This is a genomic window from Streptomyces sp. NPDC051105 (genome assembly GCF_040682795.1).
Taxonomy (GTDB): Bacteria; Actinomycetota; Actinomycetes; order Streptomycetales; family Streptomycetaceae; genus Streptomyces.
Window position 1 is genome coordinate 163676 of the sequence record NZ_JBFBBR010000008.1, and the last position, 20018, is coordinate 183693.

17 protein-coding genes are annotated in these 20018 nt (G+C 71.7%); 13 read left to right on the forward strand and 4 right to left on the reverse strand.

Translation table 11 applies throughout. The features are described 5' to 3' along the window. The first annotated feature begins 69 nt into the window (after positions 1-69). A complete protein-coding gene (gene polA / locus AB0N16_RS21185) occupies positions 70-2796 on the forward strand; it encodes a DNA polymerase I (RefSeq protein ID WP_365798845.1) in 2727 nt (908 codons plus the stop codon). A 140-nt stretch (positions 2797-2936) separates the two neighbouring features. Next, the gene (locus AB0N16_RS21190) at positions 2937-3308 is read left to right on the forward strand and encodes a hypothetical protein (RefSeq protein ID WP_365798847.1); all 372 of its coding nucleotides are present in this window, start codon (positions 2937-2939) and stop codon (positions 3306-3308) included. Here the strand turns inward: AB0N16_RS21190 and AB0N16_RS21195 are convergent. After that, positions 3244-4083, reverse strand: a complete 840-nt coding sequence (locus tag AB0N16_RS21195; RefSeq protein ID WP_365798849.1) for a DUF4184 family protein — start codon at positions 4081-4083, stop codon at positions 3244-3246. The two genes, AB0N16_RS21190 and AB0N16_RS21195, sit on opposite strands and share 65 nt — an antisense overlap. A 312-nt stretch (positions 4084-4395) precedes the next feature. On the opposite strand from AB0N16_RS21195, the gene AB0N16_RS21200 reads away from it, so the two are divergent. From AB0N16_RS21200 to AB0N16_RS21210, 3 genes are all read left to right on the forward strand, one after another. Continuing rightward, the gene (locus AB0N16_RS21200) at positions 4396-6195 is read left to right on the forward strand and encodes a lytic transglycosylase domain-containing protein (RefSeq protein WP_365798851.1); all 1800 of its coding nucleotides are present in this window, start codon (positions 4396-4398) and stop codon (positions 6193-6195) included. Positions 6196-6359: 164 nt separating this feature from the next. Then, the gene (locus AB0N16_RS21205; RefSeq protein WP_365798853.1) at positions 6360-6494 is read left to right on the forward strand and encodes an SPW_0924 family protein; all 135 of its coding nucleotides are present in this window, start codon (positions 6360-6362) and stop codon (positions 6492-6494) included. A gap of 21 nt (positions 6495-6515) precedes the next feature. Then, positions 6516-7508, forward strand: coding sequence for a DUF3068 domain-containing protein (locus AB0N16_RS21210; RefSeq protein ID WP_365798855.1), 993 nt, complete (start codon positions 6516-6518; stop codon positions 7506-7508). On the opposite strand, the gene hrpB is transcribed toward AB0N16_RS21210, so the two are convergent. Both hrpB and AB0N16_RS21220 read right to left on the reverse strand, forming a co-directional pair. Beyond that, positions 7498-9978 carry an ATP-dependent helicase HrpB gene (hrpB, locus tag AB0N16_RS21215; RefSeq protein WP_365798857.1) on the reverse strand — a complete coding sequence of 827 codons (2481 nt, stop codon included), beginning with the start codon at positions 9976-9978 and terminating at the stop codon, positions 7498-7500. The genes AB0N16_RS21210 and hrpB overlap by 11 nt on opposite strands. Positions 9979-10066: 88 nt before the next feature. Further along, on the reverse strand, positions 10067-10915 hold the full coding sequence (locus AB0N16_RS21220; protein ID WP_365799297.1) for a class I SAM-dependent methyltransferase: 849 nt from the start codon (positions 10913-10915) through the stop codon (positions 10067-10069). Positions 10916-11283: 368 nt separating this feature from the next. Between AB0N16_RS21220 and rpsA the strand changes: the two genes are divergently transcribed. From rpsA to AB0N16_RS21245, 5 genes are all read left to right on the forward strand, one after another. Further along, positions 11284-12777 carry a 30S ribosomal protein S1 gene (gene rpsA, locus AB0N16_RS21225; RefSeq protein ID WP_189947373.1) on the forward strand — a complete coding sequence of 498 codons (1494 nt, stop codon included), beginning with the start codon at positions 11284-11286 and terminating at the stop codon, positions 12775-12777. Between the two features lie 400 nt (positions 12778-13177). Beyond that, complete coding sequence (locus AB0N16_RS21230) at positions 13178-14785, forward strand: flavin monoamine oxidase family protein (protein WP_365798859.1); 1608 nt, start codon at positions 13178-13180, stop codon at positions 14783-14785. A 158-nt stretch (positions 14786-14943) separates the two neighbouring features. Then, complete coding sequence (locus tag AB0N16_RS21235; RefSeq protein ID WP_365798861.1) at positions 14944-15882, forward strand: PAC2 family protein; 939 nt, start codon at positions 14944-14946, stop codon at positions 15880-15882. 133 nt (positions 15883-16015) lie between these two features. Next, on the forward strand, positions 16016-16627 hold the full coding sequence (gene coaE / locus AB0N16_RS21240; RefSeq protein WP_365798863.1) for a dephospho-CoA kinase: 612 nt from the start codon (positions 16016-16018) through the stop codon (positions 16625-16627). Positions 16628-16699: 72 nt separating this feature from the next. Continuing rightward, positions 16700-17086, forward strand: coding sequence for a tetratricopeptide repeat protein (locus AB0N16_RS21245; protein WP_351695052.1), 387 nt, complete (start codon positions 16700-16702; stop codon positions 17084-17086). Positions 17087-17343: 257 nt separating this feature from the next. Here AB0N16_RS21245 and AB0N16_RS21250 read toward each other — a convergent pair whose 3' ends face one another. After that, positions 17344-17643, reverse strand: coding sequence for a DUF6343 family protein (locus AB0N16_RS21250; protein WP_365798865.1), 300 nt, complete (start codon positions 17641-17643; stop codon positions 17344-17346). A gap of 66 nt (positions 17644-17709) precedes the next feature. Here AB0N16_RS21250 and AB0N16_RS21255 point away from each other — a divergent pair, with 66 nt between their 5' ends. The 3 genes from AB0N16_RS21255 to AB0N16_RS21265 all read left to right on the forward strand — a co-directional run bounded on the left by AB0N16_RS21255 (position 17710) and on the right by AB0N16_RS21265 (position 19994). Then, positions 17710-18678, forward strand: a complete 969-nt coding sequence (locus AB0N16_RS21255; RefSeq protein WP_365798867.1) for an acyltransferase domain-containing protein — start codon at positions 17710-17712, stop codon at positions 18676-18678. A 57-nt stretch (positions 18679-18735) separates the two neighbouring features. Beyond that, positions 18736-19416: a class I SAM-dependent methyltransferase gene (locus AB0N16_RS21260; RefSeq protein ID WP_365798869.1), complete on the forward strand. Its 681-nt coding sequence runs from the start codon at positions 18736-18738 to the stop codon at positions 19414-19416. 110 nt (positions 19417-19526) lie between these two features. Further along, positions 19527-19994 carry a DoxX family protein gene (locus AB0N16_RS21265; protein ID WP_365798871.1) on the forward strand — a complete coding sequence of 156 codons (468 nt, stop codon included), beginning with the start codon at positions 19527-19529 and terminating at the stop codon, positions 19992-19994. Positions 19995-20018 lie beyond the last annotated feature (24 nt).

Consider the following 20018-nt stretch of genomic DNA (forward strand, 5'->3'; position numbering starts at 1 on the left):
GTGCCCGGCTCACACCTCGGCCCGAACCGTCGGCCCTCGCTGTCCGTGGGGCGTGGCAGGATCGGGGGCGTGGCAGAAACAGCATCGAAGAAGACCGACAAGACCTCCGGCGCAGACCGTCCCCGGCTGATGCTCATGGACGGGCACTCGCTGGCCTACCGCGCGTTCTTCGCGCTGCCCGCGGAGAACTTCACCACCGCGACGGGCCAGCCGACGAACGCGATCTACGGTTTCGCGTCGATGCTGGCCAACACCCTGCGTGACGAGGCGCCCACGCACTTCGCGGTGGCCTTCGACGTCTCCCGCAAGACCTGGCGCTCCGAGGAGTTCACCGAGTACAAGGCGAACCGCTCCAAGACCCCGGACGAGTTCAAGGGCCAGGTCGAGCTGATCGGCGAGCTGCTCGACGCGATGCACGCGCAGCGCTTCGCCGTCGAGGGCTTCGAGGCCGACGACGTCATCGCCACCCTCGCCACCCAGGCCGAGGCCGCGGGCTTCGACGTCCTGATCGTCACCGGCGACCGCGACTCCTTCCAGCTGGTCACCGAGCACACCACGGTCCTCTATCCGACGAAGGGCGTCTCCGAGCTGACCCGGTTCACCCCGGAGAAGGTCTTCGAGAAGTACGGCTTGACGCCCGCTCAGTACCCCGACTTCGCGGCCCTGCGCGGCGACCCGTCCGACAACCTTCCCGGCATCCCCGGCGTCGGCGAGAAGACCGCCGCGAAGTGGATCAACCAGTTCGGTTCCTTCGCCGAGCTGGTGGAGCGCGTCGACGAGGTGAAGGGCAAGGCCGGCCAGAACCTCCGCGACCACCTGGACTCGGTGAAGCTCAACCGCCGGCTCACCGAACTGGAGCGCCGGGTCGAGCTGCCGAAGACGGTCGCCGACCTGGAGCGCGCGCCGTACGACCGCAAGAGCGTCGCGATGATCCTGGACACCCTGGAGATCCGCAACCCGTCGCTGCGCGAGCGGCTCTACGCCGTCGACCCCGGCGCCGAGGAGGCCGAGGCCACGCCGGTCGCCAAGGCGGGCGTGGCGGTGGACGGCACCGTCCTCGGTACCGGCGAACTGGCCGGCTGGCTCGCCGAGCACGGCACGCAGGCGCTGGGCATCGCCACCGTCGGCACCTGGGCGCTCGGCACCGGCTCGGTCGCCGAGGTCGCGCTGGCCGCGGCCACGGGAGCCGCGGCCTGGTTCGACCCGGCGGAGCTCGACGAGGCCGACGAGAACGCGTGGGTGGCCTGGCTGGCCGACGCCGCGCGGCCCAAGGTCTTCCACAACGCCAAGGGCGCCATGCGGGTCTTCGCCGAGCACGGCTGGAGCATCGACGGCGTCACCATGGACACCGCGCTCGCCGCCTATCTGGTCAAGCCCGGACGCCGCTCCTTCGACCTGGACGCGCTGTCCCTGGAGTACCTGCACCGTGAGCTGGCCCCGGCCGCCGCGGCCGACGGTCAGCTGGCCTTCGGCGCGGACGACGGTGCCGAGGCCGAGGCCCTGATGATCCAGGCCCGGGCGATCCTCGACCTCGGCGAGGCCTTCGAGGAGCGGCTCCAGGAGGTCGGCGCGGCGGACCTGCTCCGCGACATGGAGCTGCCGACCTCCATCCTCCTCGCCCGCATGGAGCGGTACGGCATCGCGGCCGACCGCGCGCATCTCGAAGCGATGGAGCAGATGTTCGCGGGCGCCGTCCAGCAGGCCGTGAAGGAGGCGCACGCGGCGGCCGGCCACGAGTTCAACCTGGGCTCACCCAAGCAGCTCCAGGAGGTCCTCTTCGGCGAGCTGGCCCTGCCCAAGACCAAGAAGACCAAGACCGGCTACACCACCGACGCCGACGCGCTGGCCTGGCTGGCCGGCCAGACCGAGAACGAACTGCCGGTGATCATGCTCCGGCACCGTGAGCAGGCCAAGCTGCGGGTGACGGTCGAGGGCCTGATCAAGACGGTGGCGGCGGACGGCCGTATCCACACCACGTTCAACCAGACGGTCGCCGCGACCGGCCGGCTCTCCTCCACCGACCCGAACCTCCAGAACATCCCGGTCCGCACCGACGAGGGCCGGGCGATCCGCCGGGGCTTCGTGGTGGGGGAGGGCTTCGAGTCGCTGATGACGGCCGACTACAGCCAGATCGAGCTGCGGGTGATGGCCCATCTCTCCGAGGACGAGGGCCTGATCGAGGCGTTCACCTCCGGCGAGGACCTGCACACCACGGTCGCCTCGCAGGTGTTCTCCGTCGACCGTTCGGCCGTCGACGCGGAGATGCGCCGCAAGATCAAGGCGATGTCGTACGGCCTCGCGTACGGCCTGTCGGCGTTCGGCCTCTCCCAGCAGCTGAACATCGACGCGGGCGAGGCGCGAGCCCTGATGGACACCTACTTCGAGCGGTTCGGCGGAGTCCGTGACTATCTGCGCAGGGCGGTCGAGGAGGCACGCGCCACGGGGTACACCGCGACCCTCTTCGGCCGCCGCCGCTACCTCCCCGACCTCAACAGCGACAATCGCCAGCGCCGTGAGGCGGCCGAGCGGATGGCGCTCAACGCGCCTATCCAGGGCACCGCGGCGGACATCGTCAAGATGGCCATGCTGAAGGTGGACGGGGCGCTGCGCGAGGCGGACCTGAAGTCCCGGATGCTCCTCCAGGTGCACGACGAAATCGTCCTGGAGATCGCCCCCGGCGAGCGCGCCGAGGCCGAGGCGATCCTCCGGCGCGAAATGCCCGACGCGGTCCAGCTCAGGGCGCCCCTGGACGTCTCGGTCGGCGTCGGCCCGGACTGGGAATCAGCGGCCCACTAGCCTCCGGCGAGAGCCGGCAGCGGCTGCCGCTCCGCGACACCGGTGGAGCGGCGCCCGGCTGCCGGTCGTCGGGGCGCGTCGTCACTCAGCTGGACCCCGTCAGAACGCCCCGGCCCCCGCCAGCGGCAAGGATGCGGGGCATGGGTATACGCATGCTTCACGGCCGGACGCCCCAGACCAGGCCCCCGGCCAGAGCCCGCTCCGCCGCGGCGCAGGTCACGGCGGCTTCGTCGGCCCCGGCCATGGCACCCGGCGCCAGCTCCGCCCGCATCCCCACCGACCTGGCCGTCACCGTGCGCAAGGCGATCGCCCGCCTCCGGCGCAGACTCCGCACCCGCCCCGACCCGCGGCAGTGGCTCGATCTCGTCCGCAGTCATCTCACGCTGCTCCTCAGCGCTCTCCCCGGCCCCCGCCGCCCCCGCACCATGACCGTCTTCGTGGCGACCCTCACCGAACGGCAGAAGGGGTCCGGCGCACGCCGTCGGCCACCGGCGCCGGACGCCACACCCTGACCGCCACGGCGTACCCGACCACCCCGAGCAGCAGCCCCGCGCCCGCCCCGAAGAGCACCGTGGGCAACAGCTCCCAGGGTTTCGCCGTCGAGCCCTCGTAAGCCCACCACCGCGTGGCCCGCTGCACCGCGGCGACCAGGGCGCAGCCACCGATCCCGACCCCGGCCCACCACCGGTCCCCTGCGGACAGCGGCGGCACCCCCACCGGCTCCCCGGCCGGGGCCCGCCGTAGCGCACGGACCACGAACACGGCGAGCACGACCGCGGCCACCGCCGAAGTGCCGTACTGGAGCAGGGTGTAGAGCGGCACGCCCGCGACGTTCCGGCCGATCGCGGGGATCAGCCGGGTCCCCCAGCGGTCGTGGTGCGTGAACGCGTCCCAGACGACATGCGTGAGCGCGCCGAGGACGGCGGAGACGTACCAACGGGCCGCGACGCAAAGGCCGGCACGCGCGCGTGGCGCCCCGCAGCGCAGCAGGGTCGCCGGGCGTCCCTGCCGGGGCCGGGGCACCAGGGCCACGAGCGGCTCCCGTACGAGCACCCACAGCGCCACCAGCGCCCAGGAGAAGAGCACGTCCACGGTGAGGACGCCGGTGAAGGAGTGCGTGAACTCGCCGAACTCCATCGCGTCCGGCACCGCGCTCGCCGCGTAGTAGGTGAGGTCGGGGGAGAAGGACCCCGCGACGAGCACCGCCGGCACCAGCCGCCCGCGCCCGGTCCCGTCACCGCGTACGGCGGGCAGCACGGCGGCGGCGTGGCTGAGAGTGAACGGCACCCGGTCTCCCTGGAGCAGTCGTCGGCCGGAGCGCCGAACAAGTGATCGCGTACGACAAGTATCCGCGACACCACCATCGTTCAACGGGGAATGGCCAACTGGTGAAAATCGGGCACCGCCGGGTGTCCGCGGAATGGAAGTTGTCGTAGTGTCGCCTGGGTCCCCGCCTCGGCGTGTACCACGGATGCGCTACCTCACCACTCGAAAGAGGTAACAGGGGGCAACCACAGCACCAGGTCGACCGTCACACCAGGGGCGAGCAGACAGACGGAGACGGGCGCTCAGAAAGCGCCCATGGGAGGGGTTCACCTTATGGCGGCGCAATTCGGCAGGCGGCTGCGCAAGGGAGCGGCGACGACCGCCGCGGCCGCGTTGGCGGTAGCGGCTCTGTCCGCGTCCCAGGCACCGGGTGCCACGGGCGGCGACACAGGCCGGCAGGCGAACGCCGGCGCCAGCACCTCCGCACCCGACGGAGCCGGCGCGGCCGACGGCGCCACCGGCAACTCGCCGTACTACACGGACCTGCCGCCGCTCAACAGCCCGAACCCCAGCCCCAGTCCCACCACCTCGTCGTCGAGCATCGGCACCCCCCTCTCCCGGGGCGCGGCCGAGGCCGGCATACCCGCCACCGTCCTCGACGCCTACAAGAAGGCCGAGACCGAGCTGCGCGGCGCCAAGCCGGGCTGCAACCTGCCCTGGCAGCTGCTCGCCGCCATCGGCAAGGTGGAGTCCGGGCAGGCCCGCGGCGGCGACGTCGACGCCGAGGGCAACACCCTGCACCGGATCCTGGGCCCGGAGCTCGACGGCAACGGCTTCGCGCTCATCCAGGACACCGACGGGGGCCAGTACGACGGCAACAGCCAGTACGACCAGGCCGTCGGCCCCATGCAGTTCATCCCCTCGACCTGGGCGTGGGCGGGCCGCGACGGCAACGGCGACGGCGTCAAGGACCCCAACAACGTCTACGACGCGGCGCTCGCCGCCGGCCACTACCTGTGCCGCTACGGCTGGGACCTGTCCGTCCAGGCCGACATGAACAGCGCGATCCTCAGCTACAACAACTCGCAGGACTACCTCAACCTGGTGCTGTCCTGGTACGAGTTCTACCGCAAGGGCACACACTCGATCCCGAACGGCACCGGCACCGTGCCCAGCCACCGCAGCGACGGCGGGTCCGGCGGCGGTTCGGGTTCCGGCGGCTCCCCGGCGCCCAGCGCGCCGGGCACGAGCACGCCGGGCACGAGCACACCGGGCACGAGCACACCGGGCACGAGCACGCCCAAGCCCGACGAGCCGAAGCCGGGCACGCCGAGTACGACCCCGACCTTGCCGCCCACGGCCACCGACACCGTGGACCACCTGGAGGACGCGGGCACCGCCAAGCTCACGGCGATGGCCGGCGACGCGTTCACCAAGAAGATCAGCACGCGCGCCGAGACCAAGGCGGGCCGGATCGTCGCCAAGGTCCGTGTCCGCTTCACCATCGTCGGGGACACCGACGCGACCTTCACCGGCGGCGAGAGCGTCGCCACGGTCACCACCGACAGCAAGGGTGTCGCGGTCGCCCCGGCGCTCCAGGCGGGCGAGAAGACGGGCGACTTCACGGTCCGCGCCACCGTCGTCGGCCGTACGATCACCCCGGTCGAGTACGACGCGACGGTCACCGCGCGTGCCGCCGACACCCTCGCCCTCGTCAACACCAGCGCGCCGACCTGCACCCCGGGTGCCGAGTTCGCCGACCAGGTGCAGGCGAAGGCCACTTACCAGGGCGCCGTCGCCGACCGGGTCGCCGCCACCGCCACGTTCGTCAAGTCGGCGGACGACACCGGCGAGAACGACAAGGGCCCGTACTTCAAGGACGCGAACGGCAACCCCGTCCGGACCCTCACGGACCTCAAGACGGACGCGAACGGCCTGCTCACGCTGCCCAAGCTGTACGCGGACGACACCACCGGCACGTTCCTGCTCCGCATCACCACCACCGGCGGCGCGACCCTCACCGTGAAGCTGACGGTCGCCGCGGCCGACACCTCGGCGAGCCCATCGCCGAGCCCGTCCGCCTCCGAGTCCGCGTCGGCCTCCGCCTCCCCGAGCGCTTCCGCCACCCCCTGATCCAGGGTCGTACGACGACGAGGGCGCCCTCCCGCCGACGCGGGACGGCGCCCTTCGCCGTCGTACGACCTGTTCTCATCTCACCCTCCCGTTGCTACGGTGCCCGGACCTGACGATCCATCAGGAAGAGCGTCGGGAAACAGTCGGCCGTCGGGAGGCCCCGCATGCGTGCCCTGATCGCCGCCGCGACCGGCCTCGCCCTCGCGCTGGTCCTGGTCGTCACGATCGGCGCCCTGGGGTCGCCGGCCGGCAAGACGTCCCCCAAGCCGCTGCTCACGACGGTGCCCTCACATCCGTAACCGCCGCCCCGGGAGGCCGAGATGCGCCGCAAGGCCAGTCTGGTCCTGCTCGCCTGTGCCGTGTTTTTCGCGGCGCTGTCGCCGCTGCTGCGCTGGTACGCCTTCCCGCGCCTGGCCAAGATCCCCGCGAACCAGTACCAGGACATGGTCCTGGAGGCGAAGGACGCCACGCTTCTCGACTACGGCACCATGAAGGCGAAGAAGGTCCCGAAGGTCACCATCGTGCAGACCCTCAAGGGCGACGTGGCGGCCGCCAAGGAGATCGAGAAGACGGCGGGCCGGGACGTCGTCGTCTGGGACGGCCTGTCCTACGTCCAGGGACCCGACGGCAAGATGGTCTCCGAGATCCCCGAGCGCTACATCTTCGACGCCCACAGCCAGGAACCCGTCCACGCCACCGGCGAGATGGTCGACGGGGACCCGGTGAAACGGGACGGCATCGAGTTCAAATGGCCGTTCCTGACCGAGAAACGGGACTACGAGTACTTCGACGCGCAGACCCGCACCACCAACCCCATCCACTACAAGGGGACGCAGACCTTCCGGGGCGTCGAGGTCTACTACTTCGAGCAGACCATCCCCTGGACCAAGGTCCCCATGCCCAAGAAGATGCCGGTGCAGGGCATCACCCCCGAGACGGTCGCCAAGACCGGCACCACCCGCTGGTACACGACGGTCCGCAGGTTCTGGGTGGAACCCGTCACCGGCGCGCCCGTCTACGGCGAGGAGATCCACAAGGAGGAGCTGCGCGGCGGCACCCTCCTGGGCGGCCGCGCCAAGGTGACGGCCTTCGCCGGCGACGTGAAGATGCGCGAGGACTACATCGAGCACACCGTCGCCCTGGTCAAGCAGAACCGCACGCTCGTCCTGATGCTGACCTCCTACCTCCCGTGGGGCTTCCTGTCCCTCGGCATCGCACTGCTCGCCCTCTCCCTCTGCCTGGAGGCCCTCGGCCGCCGCCCGGCCGATCCGCAACCGGCCGAGCCCTCGGTTGCGGAACCGGTCAGCGCCTGAGCCGCGCGTTGGTGTGCCGGGTGGGCTCGGCGGCGGCGGGATCCTCGGGCCAGGGATGCTTCGGATAGCGACCGCGCAGCTCGGCCCGTACGCCCTTGTACCCGCCCTTCCAGAAGGAGGCGAGGTCGGCGGTGACGGCGGCGGGGCGCCCGGCGGGCGACAGCAGATGCACGAGCACCGGCACCCCGGCCACGGCCGGTGACTCCTGCGCCCCGAACATCTCCTGCAACTTCACGGCGAGGACGGGCTGCTCGGGGTTCTCGTAGTCGACCCGGATCCGCGACCCACTGGGTACGACGATCCGCTCCGGCGCCAGCTCGTCGAGCCGGCCCGCCTCCCCGCTCGCCCACGGCAGCAGTCGCCGCAGCGCCTCCCCGGCGTCGATCCGCCCGAGATCGGCCCGGCGCCGGGCCCGCCCGAGCTCCGGTTCCAGCCCCTCGTCCACGCGCGCGTGCAGCGCGTCCGCGGAGACGTCGGGCCAGGGCTCCCCGAGGCGCAGACGCAGGAACGCGAGCCGCTGCCGCAGCACGGCCGCGTCGGACGTCCACCGCAACAGGCCGAGCCCTTCCTGACGCAGCCCGTCGAGCAGCGCGGCACGGACGAGGCCGGGGTCGGCGTCCCGCAGCGGCCGCACCACGAGCTCGATCGCGCCGAGCCGCTCCACGCGCCGCGCGACGACGTCCCCGTCGGCCCAGCGGACCTCCTGGTCCTCCGAGCACAGCGACGCCGCCGCCGACCTGGCCGTGCCCTCGTCCACCACCGCGGCGAGCCGCACGCGCGCGTGCCCACTGCCGACCGGACGGTCCGCGACGGCCACGGCGAGCCACGGGGCACCACGCAGCGGGCTGCCGTCAGCAAGCTCGGCCCGGGTGCCGGAGGCCATGAGATACGACCCGCCGTCGGCCCTCGCGACGCGCTCGGGGAAGGCGAGAGCGGCGACGCGTCCCACCGTGCGGTCGTCCACCGTGCCGGCCGGCGTGCCCTGGTCGCCCGCCCGGAGCCGGCGTACCTCCGCCAGCCACCGGCCGGCGTACGCGTCGCCGCCGCGCCGGGCGGCCCGCAGCGCGCCCGCCAGGTCGTCCCCGTACTCGCGCGGCGGCTCCTCGCTCAGCAGCGCGACCACCTCGGCGCTCCCGCCGGGGCCGTCCAGCAACGCCCGCCCCAGCCGCGGATGCACCCCCAGCCGGGCCAGCCGCAGCCCCCGTTCCGTGGCCCGTCCGGCGGAGTCGACCGCCCCGATCGCCGTCAGCACCTCCCGCGCCGCCGCCATCGCCCCGCCCGGCGGCGGATCCAGCAGCGCCAGCCCGGTCGCTCCGGGATCGCCCCAGCAGGCCGTCTGGAGGGCGAACGCCGTCAGGTCGGCCACCTTGATCTCCGGTGCCGGAAAGGGCGTCAGGCGGGCGTCCTCGGCCTCGGACCAGCAGCGGTACACCGCCCCCGGAGCCTCCCGCCCGGCGCGGCCCGCCCGCTGCCGCCCGGCCGCCCGTGACGCCCGTACCGTCGCCAGCGCACTCAGCCCGCGCGCATGGTCGACCCGAGGCTCCCGCGCCAGCCCGGAGTCGACGACCACCCGCACCCCGGGGACGGTGAGCGACGACTCGGCCACCGCCGTGGCCAGGACCACCCGGCGCCGCGTCCCGGGCGCCAGCACCGCGTCCTGGACGGACGCCGGTGCCCGGCCATGCACCTGGAGCACCTCCACGTCCCCCAGATCGCCCAACTGTCCCGCCACCCGCGCGATCTCGCCCACGCCCGGCAGGAAGCACAGCACGTCCCCCGGCCGCTCGGCCAGGGCCCGCCGCACCACCGACGCCACCTGAGTCAGCAAGGCCGGATCCACACGCATCCCGTGCGGCGGCCGCACCGGCCGCACCGGCGGTGCCCACACCACCTCCACCGGGTACGACACGCCCTCCGCCTCGACCACCGGCGCACCGCCCAGCAGCCGCGCCCACCCCTGCGCGTCCGTGGTCGCTGAGGCGGCCACCAGGCGCAGCTCCGGGCGGAGCGTCTCCCGTACGTCCCAGAGGAAGGCAGCCACCGTGTCGGCGTCCAGATGCCGCTCGTGGCACTCGTCGAGGACGACGACGTCCACGCCCGACAGCTCCTGGTCGCGTTGCAGCCGCTGCAACAGCACACCGGTCGTGACGACCTCCACGCGCGCGTGCCGGCCCACGACCCGTTCGCCGCGCACCGTGTAGCCGACGCTCCGCCCCACCTGCTCACCGAGCAGCCAGGCCATCCGGCGGGCCGCCGCGCGAGCCGCGATCCGGCGGGGCTCGGCCACGACCACCCGCCACGCGGGCCGTCCCCCGTCCAGCAGCCCGGCCAGCGCCAGTGGCACCAGCGTGGTCTTCCCGGTGCCGGGCGGTGCCACGAGGACAGCGGTGCCGTGCCCTTCCAGGGCGTCGTCCAGACCGGGCAGGGCCTGCCGCACGGGCAGCGCGTCCAGGGCGTCGTAACGGATCACGGCCCCAGTGTCTTACGGCCGCCGAAACGCCCCCACGCGCGCGTGCCCTTTCCGAGCCGCCGGCAGCTCAGTCCCGCGCGCACACGAATCAGTCCCGCTCGCACACGAAGATCGCCGTCCCGGGGACGAGACCGCCCCGCAGCGGCGACCAGCCGCCCCATTCGGCGGTGTTCCAGGCCGGCCACTCCGGCTCCACCAGGTCGACCAGCCGCAGGTCCGCGGCGACGATGTCCCGGACCCGGTCGCCGAGCGTGCGGTGGTGCTCGACGTACACCGCGTGGCCGTCCTCGTCCTGCTCCACGTACGGCGTGCGGTCGAAGTAGGAGGCGGAGACCGAGAGGCCCTCGGGGCCCGGCTCGTCCGGGAACGCCCAGCGGATCGGGTGCGTCACGGAGAAGACGAAACGGCCTCCCGGGCGCAGTACCCGCCGCACCTCGCGCAGTACCAGGCGCGGGTCGGCGACGAAGGGGAGCGCGCCGTACGCCGAGCACGCCAGGTCGAAGGAGCCGTCGGCGAAGGGCAACGCGCCGGCGTCGGCGCAGACGAGGGGAAACGATCCGCCGATGCGCAGCGCGTGCTGGAGCTGGCGGTGCGAGAGATCCAGCGCGACCGGACGGGCGCCCTGGGCGGCCAGCCAGCGCGAGCACTGGGCCGCGCCGGCGCCGATCTCCAGGACGTCCTTACCCTTGAGGTCCTCCGGTGCGCCGAGCAGCTCCGCCTCCACCTCGTCGAGACCCTCGGGACCCCAGACGAAACGGTCGTCGCCCAGGAACGTGCCGTGCTCGACCTGGTACTCGTCGGCGTTGCGGTCCCACCAGCCCCGGTTGGCCCGGCTGCTCTCCGTGATCCCGGCGGCACGCCGGGTGGCTTCGGGTTCGGCCTCTGTTCCGGTCGGTGAACCGGCCTCTTCGAGGTCGAACGAATCGGGCTCTTGGATGATCGGCTCCCTCGTCGTACTCTTCCGTGCAACCCGTTCAGGGGGGTGTCACGGAGGAGGTCTGTCAGGCCTGCGCGGCCTCGCGGGACGGCTTTTGTGCCGGGTATGCGGCGATCCGCCCCGGGTGTGCGCCTTCGCGCATTGACCCTGTCCGGCTGCCCCCGTATGCTACAAGTTGCGCTGCGAGCCTGCGCACCTCAGACGTAGCAGGCTGCGCTCGCATCTGTTGTATGTCCCCTCGGTTCTCGAGGCGCCACCAGTGGTTTTGTGTGGCGCTTCCTTGGCTGTCCGGCTTCATCAGAGCGAAACGGGCTCCCGGCGTAAGCAGTACCTACGACTTCAATGTCCGTACCGGAGCCCTTTCCCACATGACGAGCAGCACCGAGACCACCGCCACCACCCCGCAGGTAGCGGTCAACGACATCGGTAACGAGGAAGCCTTCCTCGCCGCGATCGACGAGACGATCAAGTACTTCAACGACGGCGACATCGTCGACGGCGTCATCGTGAAGGTCGACCGGGACGAGGTCCTGCTCGACATCGGTTACAAGACCGAAGGCGTTATCCCGAGCCGCGAGCTCTCCATCAAGCACGACGTCGACCCCAACGAGGTCGTCGCCGTCGGTGACGAGATCGAGGCCCTTGTTCTCCAGAAGGAGGACAAGGAAGGCCGCCTGATCCTCTCGAAGAAGCGCGCCCAGTACGAGCGTGCCTGGGGCACCATCGAGAAGATCAAGGAAGAGGACGGGATCGTCACCGGTACCGTCATCGAGGTCGTCAAGGGTGGTCTCATCCTCGACATCGGCCTCCGCGGCTTCCTCCCGGCCTCCCTGGTCGAGATGCGCCGTGTCCGCGACCTCCAGCCCTACGTGGGCAAGGAGCTCGAGGCCAAGATCATCGAGCTGGACAAGAACCGCAACAACGTGGTCCTGTCCCGCCGTGCCTGGCTGGAGCAGACCCAGTCCGAGGTCCGCCAGACGTTCCTCACGACCCTCCAGAAGGGTCAGGTCCGCTCCGGCGTGGTCTCCTCGATCGTCAACTTCGGTGCCTTCGTGGACCTGGGTGGCGTCGACGGTCTGGTCCACGTCTCCGAGCTGTCCTGGAAGCACATCGACCACCCGTCCGAGGTTGTCGAGGTCGGCCAGGAAGTCACCGTCGAGGTCCTCGACGTCGACATGGACCGCGAGCGTGTCTCCCTGTCGCTGAAGGCGACCCAGGAAGACCCGTGGCAGCAGTTCGCCCGCACGCACCAGATCGGCCAGGTCGTGCCCGGCAAGGTCACGAAGCTGGTTCCGTTCGGTGCGTTCGTCCGCGTCGACGAGGGCATTGAGGGTCTGGTCCACATCTCCGAGCTGGCCGAGCGCCACGTGGAGATCCCGGAGCAGGTCGTCCAGGTCAACGACGAGATCTTCGTCAAGGTCATCGACATCGACCTGGAGCGTCGCCGGATCTCGCTGTCCCTCAAGCAGGCCAACGAGTCCTTCGGTGCCGACCCGGCCTCGGTCGAGTTCGACCCGACGCTGTACGGCATGGCCGCGTCGTACGACGACCAGGGCAACTACATCTACCCCGAGGGCTTCGACCCCGAGACCAACGACTGGCTCGAGGGCTACGAGACCCAGCGCGAGGCGTGGGAGCACCAGTACGCGGAGGCGCAGCAGCGCTTCGAGCAGCACCAGCAGCAGGTCATCAAGAGCCGCGAGGCCGACGCTGCCGCTGCCGCCGAGGGTGGCGAGGCTGCCGCTCCGGCCGCTTCGGGTGGCGGTTCGTACTCCTCCGAGGGCGCGGACACCTCCGGTGCGCTGGCCTCGGACGAGGCGCTGGCCGCGCTGCGCGAGAAGCTGGCGGGTGGCCAGAGCTGAGCGCTGGCCACTGGGCTTAGCCGGTAACTGAGGGGCCGCACCTTTCGAGGTGCGGCCCTTCGGTGTTTTTCCGGGGGTGCGCGTTTGTGCGCACCACCTTCGACTCCTGGCTCCCGGCCGTCGGCTCCACCCGGCGGCGACGCCCGGATCCCAGGTACCCGTCGTGCTCGGCACGCCATCGGGCCACGCGCCCTCGCCGGACGGGTCCGCGGCCAGGGCGCGGGTGCGGGCGTGCATGGGCGAGTCTGCTGTGGCCGATCGCGCGGTTCCCGCCGCCCCCGCGGGGCGCTTCACTTCCCGTTCGCGGAAACGTGTGTGATACACGAGTAACCGCTGGGCCGTAATGCGGTCCTGGGACGCTTCCCCGGTCTTCGTTCAAGATCGGGAGAGGAGCCCAGGCATGGCACAGCCTCAGTACAGGTCAGGGACGAGCCGGCGGTCGTTCCTGCGGAACGTCGGTCTCACCGGAGGCGCCGGGACCATGCTCGCCACCATGGGAGCCCTCGGCCTCGCTCCCACCGCCCAGGCAGCCCAGCGTGAACAGGCCTTCCGGGCGCCGGGCGCAAGCGACTTCACGCTCACCGGACGCGCCGCGGCCAGGGTCGTCGTCCTCGGCGGCGGCATCGCCGGCCTCGCGACCGCCTACGAACTGGGCAAGGCCGGCTACGACTGTACGATCCTGGAGGCCAGGGACCGTACCGGCGGACGCAACTTCACCGTGCGCGGCGGCGACACGACCACGGACCTCTACGGCCATACGCAGACCGCGAGGTTCGCCGACGGCCACTACATGAACGCCGGGCCGGCCCGGATACCGCAGTGGATGATCACCCTCGACTACTGCCGCGAACTCGGCGTCCCCATCGAGGTGTTCACGAACACCAACGCCGACGCCTACCTCTACAACGAGTCCGCCGGCATGACCAGGCCCGAGCGCTACCGCACCGCCAAGGCCGACGTGTACGGCTATGTCTCGGAGTTGCTCGCCAAGGCCACCGACAAGGGCGCCCTGGACAAGGAGTTGACGGCCACCGACCAGGAGCGGCTCGTCGAGTTCCTCAAGGACTGGGGCGCACTCGGCGACAAACTGACGTACGACGGCGGTGAACGGCGCGGATACACGACCGTACCGGCCGCCGCCGGCACTCCCGGGGTGCTCCTCGGCGATGTCCCGGCCGCCTCCGAGGTGTTCGCGAGCGGTGTCGGGCGCTACTTCTCCTTCGAGTTCGGCTTCGACCAGGCGATGCTGATGTTCCAGCCGGTCGGCGGCATGGACCGGATACCGAAGGCACTCACCCGGGCGATCGGCGCCCACCGCATCCGTACCGGAGCCGTCGTCTCCAGGATCACCGACAAGGGCGACGGCGTCACCGTGACCTACACCCAGGGCGGCCGTACCAGGGCCGTCGACGCCGACTACTGCGTGGCCGCCATGCCGCCCAACATCCTCGCCAAGGTGCCGCACAACCTGGGCTCCGGCGTGCAGAGCGCCCTGACGGCCGTCACCCCGTCGTCCGCGGCCAAGATCGGCCTCGAATACCGCTCCCGCTGGTGGGAACTGGACCACCGCATCTACGGCGGCATCACCGAGACCGACCAGGACGTCACCCACATCTGGCACCCCTCGTACGGCTTCCACGGCGAACGGGGCGTCCTCATCGGCTACTACAACTACGACACCGACGCCGACTCCTACGCCGCGCTGACCCCGGCCCGGCGCGAACAGCGCGCGGTGGCCGCCGGCGTGAAGATCTACGGTGACAAGTACCGCACCGAGCTGGTCTCCTCCTTCTCCCACCACTGGCGCCAGACCCCCCATCTGGAGGCCGCCTGGCACGACACCTCCGGCGGCCCCGACGACGTGCGCTACAAGCCGCTCAACGAGCCCACCGGCCGGGTCTACTTCGCCGGCGACTGGCTCAGCTACACGGACGCCTGGCAGCACGGCGCGTTCAGCTCCGCCCGGAAGGCGGTCACCGCACTGCACGCACGCGTGCTGTCCGCGTAGGGCCCGACCGGTCACGGCAGACGGGGGTGCGGGCACGCGCGCGTGCCCGCACCTGAGGCATGAGAAGTCGATGAGTGGCCGGTTGAGGGGAGCGACGGCGGGAATGCCCGCCGCCCTTGCCACGTTGTCCCGTACGAACACGAGGAGGAGCGGTCACAGTGCTTGATCCGCAGGGTTTGTACGCATGGGAGCCGAAGGGCCTCGCCGTGGTGGACATGGCGCTGGCCCAGGAGTCGGCCGGTCTTGTCATGCTCTACCACTTCGACGGATACATCGACGCGGGCGAGACCGGCGACCAGATCGTCGACCGGCTCCTCGACTCGCTGCCCCACCAGGTCGTCGCCCGCTTCGACCACGACCGGCTCGTGGACTACCGGGCCCGCCGCCCGCTGCTGACCTTCAAGCGGGACCGCTGGACCGAGTACGAGGAGCCGGCCATCGAGGTCCGGCTGGTCCAGGACGCCACGGGCGCGCCGTTCCTGCTGCTGTCCGGCCCCGAGCCGGACGTCGAGTGGGAGCGCTTCGCCGCGGCCGTACGCCAGATCGTGGAGCGGCTCGGTGTCCGGTTGTCCGTGGACTTCCACGGCATTCCCATGGGCGTGCCGCACACCCGTCCCGTCGGCCTCACGCCGCACGGCAACCGCACCGATCTCGTCCCGGGCCACAGCAGCCCCTTCGACGAGGCCCAGGTGCCCGGCAGCGCCGCGTCGCTGCTCGAATACCGCCTCATGGAGTCCGGCCACGACGTCCTGGGTGTCGCCGCGCACGTCCCGCACTACATCGCGCGCTCCCCCTACCCCGACGCCGCCCTGACCGTCCTGGAGGCCATCACGGGCGCCACCGGCCTGGTGCTCCCGGGCATCGCCCACGCCCTGCGCACGGACGCCCACCGTACGCAGACGGAGATCGACCGGCAGATCCAGGAGGGCGACGAGGAACTCACCGCCCTCGTGCAGGGACTTGAGCACCAGTACGACGCCGCCGCCGGCGCCGAGACCCGGGGCAACATGCTCGCCGAGCCGGTGGAGATCCCCTCGGCGGACGAGATCGGCCTGGAGTTCGAGCGTTTCCTCGCGGAGCGAGAGGGCGACGCCTGAGTCTCCCCCGCATGGCCCGGCCCGGCCCGGTCCGGGCCGGTCCGGGCCTCGGAACGGGGGCTGTCCGGTCGGGTCCGGCTGGAACCAGGGCCTGTCCGGGCCGGTGTCGGTGGCAGGGCCTAAGCTTCGGGGCATGCTGAAAGTTGGCCTCACCGGCGGGATCGGCGCCGGCAAGAGCGAGGTGTCACGGCTGCTCGTCGGGCACGGCGCGGTGCTGGTCGACGCGGACCGTATCGCGCGTGAGGTCGTCGAGCCGGGAACCCCCGGCCTGGCGGCCGTGGTCGAGGCCTTCGGGCCGGACGTGCTCGCCGCCGACGGCACCCTGGACCGGCCGAAGCTCGGCTCGATCGTCTTCGCCGACCCCGAGAAGCTCGCCGTACTGAACTCGATCGTGCACCCCCTGGTCGGGGCCCGCTCCCGTGAGCTGGAGAACGCGGCCGCCACCGACGCGGTGGTGATCAACGACGTACCGCTGCTCGCGGAGAACGGCCTCGCACGGCTCTACGACGTCGTGGTCGTCGTGGACGTGGCCCCCGAGACCCAGCTCGACCGGCTGACACGGCTGCGGGGGATGGCCGAGGAGGACGCACGCGCGCGCATGGCCGCGCAGGCGACGCGCGAGAAGCGCCTGGAGATCGCCGACATCGTGATCGACAACGACGTGCCCCTGGACGCGCTCGAACAGCGGGTCGCGCAGGTGTGGACCGACCTCGTGCGCCGGGCGCGGGGGTCCGGTTCGAACTAGCGGCCGTGCGTCTTCGAAATAGCGGGCACCCGTCCGGGCGTTGAACCGCTTCAGCGAGGGAAGGACTTTGCCGTGCCCGAGACCAGCGGTTCGACCGGACGTACTCCGGAGACGCATGTCATCGACTTCCGTGCCGCCGAGCAACTGCTCAACGCACGCGACCCGCGGGGCGCGGTGAAACTGCTCGACGGAGTGATCGCCGCGCACCCCGAGAACACCGCCGCCCGGCTGCTGCGCGCCCGTGCCTTCTTCGCGGCCGCGCAACTGCGCCCCGCCGAGCTGGAGTTCACCATCGTGCTGGAGCGCGAACCGGACAACGCGTTCGCGCACTTCGCGCTCGCCCGCACCTACCAACGCCAGGGCCGCGCCGACCTCGCGATACGCCACTTCCGGCTGGCGGCCGCCCTGGACCCCAACCCGGAGTACCTGAAGGCGGCCCGCTTCGACAACGGAGCGTGACCGAGACCCTCCGCAGGGCGGGCGAGGATGGGCAGTGCGTGACCGAGACGCTTCCCAGGGCAACCCGGTACGCCGACGCGTGAGCAGACGTTCAGCCGGGCCGCTCGGTTCGGACGGGGCGTTCAGTCGGGCCGCTTGGTTCGGACGGCGCGTTCAGTCGGGCCGCTGGGTTCGGACGGGGCGTTCAGCCGGGCCGCTGGGTTCGGACGGCGCGTTCAGCAGGGCCGCTCGGTTCGCCGGTGCGTGCCTGGACCCGCTCACGGGTGACGGTGCTGCGGCGGGCGCCGCAGCCGCCGTGGGCCGCTGTCCGCCGGCCGGTACGGTGGCACGTCCCGGCCCGGCTGATAGTGCGGGCCCTGCCTGATGTGCCTGAGGATCATGGTCATGTCGGCGGTGGCCACCAGCCACAGCACCCCGCAGGCGGCCGCCCAGCCGGGACGGCCCACGAGCACGAACGCCACCGTGCCGAAGATCGCCCAGGCCACGCCCCACACGCTCAGCCACAGTCGCGCCCGCAGCGCACTGCGCGCGGTCGTCGGTTCACTGCCCGTACGCATCACGGATCACCACTCCTCCTTGCAACGTACTCTTCCACCAGGACGTTCACCAAGGGGGAACCCGCCGTGCTGCCGGACGCCGACGACCTGCCCGACCTGCTCCTCGACCTCGCCGCGCCGCACGAGGACATCAACGAGGTGGTGGCCCTGCACCGGACGGTGACCGCCGATCCCGGCATCCGGCGGCTGCTCGCCGAATGCGCCGACGAGGTCACCGGCGCCACAGCCGCCCCGGCCGCGGCGGCCGGGGCCGCGGGCCCCGCCGGGCTGGGTGAGCGGGCCGCCGCCGCTCCGGCCGCACTGGACGGCTACTTCCTGGTCTACGTCCTCCTCGCCGCGCTGCCCCACGCCCGCGCGTACCACCATGCGCGGGGCGTCCCCGCCGACGTGTCCCGGCATACGCTCGCCGACCTGGGGCGCGGCATGACGCTGCACCGCAGGCGCTACGGCAGGGGAGGACTGTCGGCCTTCCAGGCGTCCTGGCTCGTCCGCCACTTCCGCGGCGAGCTGTACCAGCTGGGCCGGCTGCAGTACGAACGGGCCCGGCTCGGCGAACGCACGGCACAGGCGGTCACGGCACGGGCGGTCACGGCACAGGCGGCGACGGGAACGGACCTGGCCGGGTCCGTGGCTCCCGGGCAGCCCTGCCTGAACCTGCACATACCCGACTACCGCGGACCACTGACCCCCGCCGCCTGCGACCGTTCGCTGGCCCTGGCACGGGAGTTCTTCCCCCGGCACTTTCCCGAGGAGGACTACACGGTCGCGACCTGCCACTCCTGGCTGCTCGACCCGCAGCTGAGGCAGTACCTGGGGGCGGAGTCGAACATCGTCCGCTTCCAGGACCGGTTCCGGCCCGGCCACCAGGACACGGAACCGGCCGACACGACCGCGGTCCAGTTCGTCTTCGGCGCCCCGGACCTGCCGGTACGCGGTCTGCCCCGGCGTACGTCGGTGGAGCGGGCGGTCGGCGACCATCTGCGGGCGGGCGGCCACTGGTATCTCGGACACGGATGGTTCCCGTGGGAAGAGTGATGTCAGCGCGGGAACGACCTTAGGAGGGTGGGTCGTTGAACGGGCATGACGGTTGAAATGCGTGAGGGACACAAAGGGACAGGGCCCGGTGCGATCACCCCGGACGGCTGTGCGGTGGAGCTCTACTCGCGGCTGTCCGTCGGCAGCGAGCCGGACATCATCGAGGCGGCGGTCCCGGCCGGCGCCCACATCCTGGAACTGGGCAGTGGCGTGGGGCGGATGACCCACCCGCTCCTGGAGCGCGGGTTCACGGTCACGGCGGTGGACGAGTCGGCGGAGATGCTGGAGCGTGTCCGCGGGGCGCGCACGGTACGCGGCACCATCGAAGGGCTCGACCTGGGCGAGAAGTTCGACGTGGTGATGCTCGCGTCGTTCCTGGTGAACACCGGGGACGTGAAGGCGCGCCGGGGCATGCTGCGCACCTGCGCGGCGCATGTGGCGGACGGCGGCTGCGTGCTCATCCAGCGGGAGGGCGCCGACTACCACTCGAACGTGCCCAGGGAGCGGGTCGACCCCAGCGGATACACGGTACGGATCGTGTCCGCCGAGCCGGTCGGAGACGGGGTGAACTCGGTGCGCGCGGAGTACGAGTTCCCGGACGCGGCCTGGACACAGACGTTCCTGTCCCGGCCGCTCACCCAGGAACAGTTCGAAGCGGCCCTCGCGGAGGCGGGACTGGAGGCGACCGAGTACCTGACCGAGGACGGGGTGTGGGTGAAGGCGGTACCGGTGGCCTAGCGAGAAGCGCCAGGCCGCCCGGAAATCCTGGCGGCAGTCGATGAGTTCTCCGGGGGCGGCGGGTCTACCTCTGTGACAGCAACAGGGACCGCTTCCCCAGGAGAACCCCCATGCCCAAGCCCGCCGCTTCCGTCGCCCTCGCCGCTACCGCTGCTTCCGCGGCCGCCGTCGTCGCCGAGTCGGCGACGGCCCGCGGCCGCCGTGCCCGCCTGGCCCTGCGCACGGTGCAGGTGCTGCTCGCCCTCTTCTACGCCATCGCCAGCGCGCTGCCCAAGCTGATCGCGCAGCCGTCGGCCGCCGAGTCCTTCGACAGGATCGGCTGGGGCAGTGCGGGCATGTACACCATCGGCGCGCTCGAACTGGCCGGTGCCGTCGCCCTGTTGATACCGCTGCTGCAGTCGGTGGCGGCGATGGCGCTGAGTGCGCTCATGGTGGGCGCGTTCATCGTCCAGCTCACCGTCTTCGACGGCCAGTACGCGGCGACCCCGCTGATCCTGATCGTGCCGCTGGCCCTGATCGCCTGGGCCCGGCGCGGACAGAACGCGCGGCTGTGGGGACTGGCGCGGCCACGCGCGTGACGCGCCGCACCCACCGAGCGAGGT

What these genes read in the sequence shown, in the direction of transcription:
- AB0N16_RS21190 (WP_365798847.1), top strand. Translation starts at nt 2,937, where the DNA reads ATGGGTATACGCATGCTTCACGGCCGGACGCCCCAGACCAGGCCCCCG.
- AB0N16_RS21200 (WP_365798851.1), top strand. Translation starts at nt 4,396, where the DNA reads ATGGCGGCGCAATTCGGCAGGCGGCTGCGCAAGGGAGCGGCGACGACC.
- AB0N16_RS21205 (WP_365798853.1), top strand. Translation starts at nt 6,360, where the DNA reads ATGCGTGCCCTGATCGCCGCCGCGACCGGCCTCGCCCTCGCGCTGGTC.
- AB0N16_RS21210 (WP_365798855.1), top strand. Translation starts at nt 6,516, where the DNA reads ATGCGCCGCAAGGCCAGTCTGGTCCTGCTCGCCTGTGCCGTGTTTTTC.
- rpsA (WP_189947373.1), top strand. Translation starts at nt 11,284, where the DNA reads ATGACGAGCAGCACCGAGACCACCGCCACCACCCCGCAGGTAGCGGTC.
- AB0N16_RS21230 (WP_365798859.1), top strand. Translation starts at nt 13,178, where the DNA reads ATGGCACAGCCTCAGTACAGGTCAGGGACGAGCCGGCGGTCGTTCCTG.
- coaE (WP_365798863.1), top strand. Translation starts at nt 16,016, where the DNA reads ATGCTGAAAGTTGGCCTCACCGGCGGGATCGGCGCCGGCAAGAGCGAG.
- AB0N16_RS21250 (WP_365798865.1), bottom strand. Translation starts at nt 17,643, where the DNA reads ATGCGTACGGGCAGTGAACCGACGACCGCGCGCAGTGCGCTGCGGGCG.
- AB0N16_RS21260 (WP_365798869.1), top strand. Translation starts at nt 18,736, where the DNA reads ATGCGTGAGGGACACAAAGGGACAGGGCCCGGTGCGATCACCCCGGAC.
- AB0N16_RS21265 (WP_365798871.1), top strand. Translation starts at nt 19,527, where the DNA reads ATGCCCAAGCCCGCCGCTTCCGTCGCCCTCGCCGCTACCGCTGCTTCC.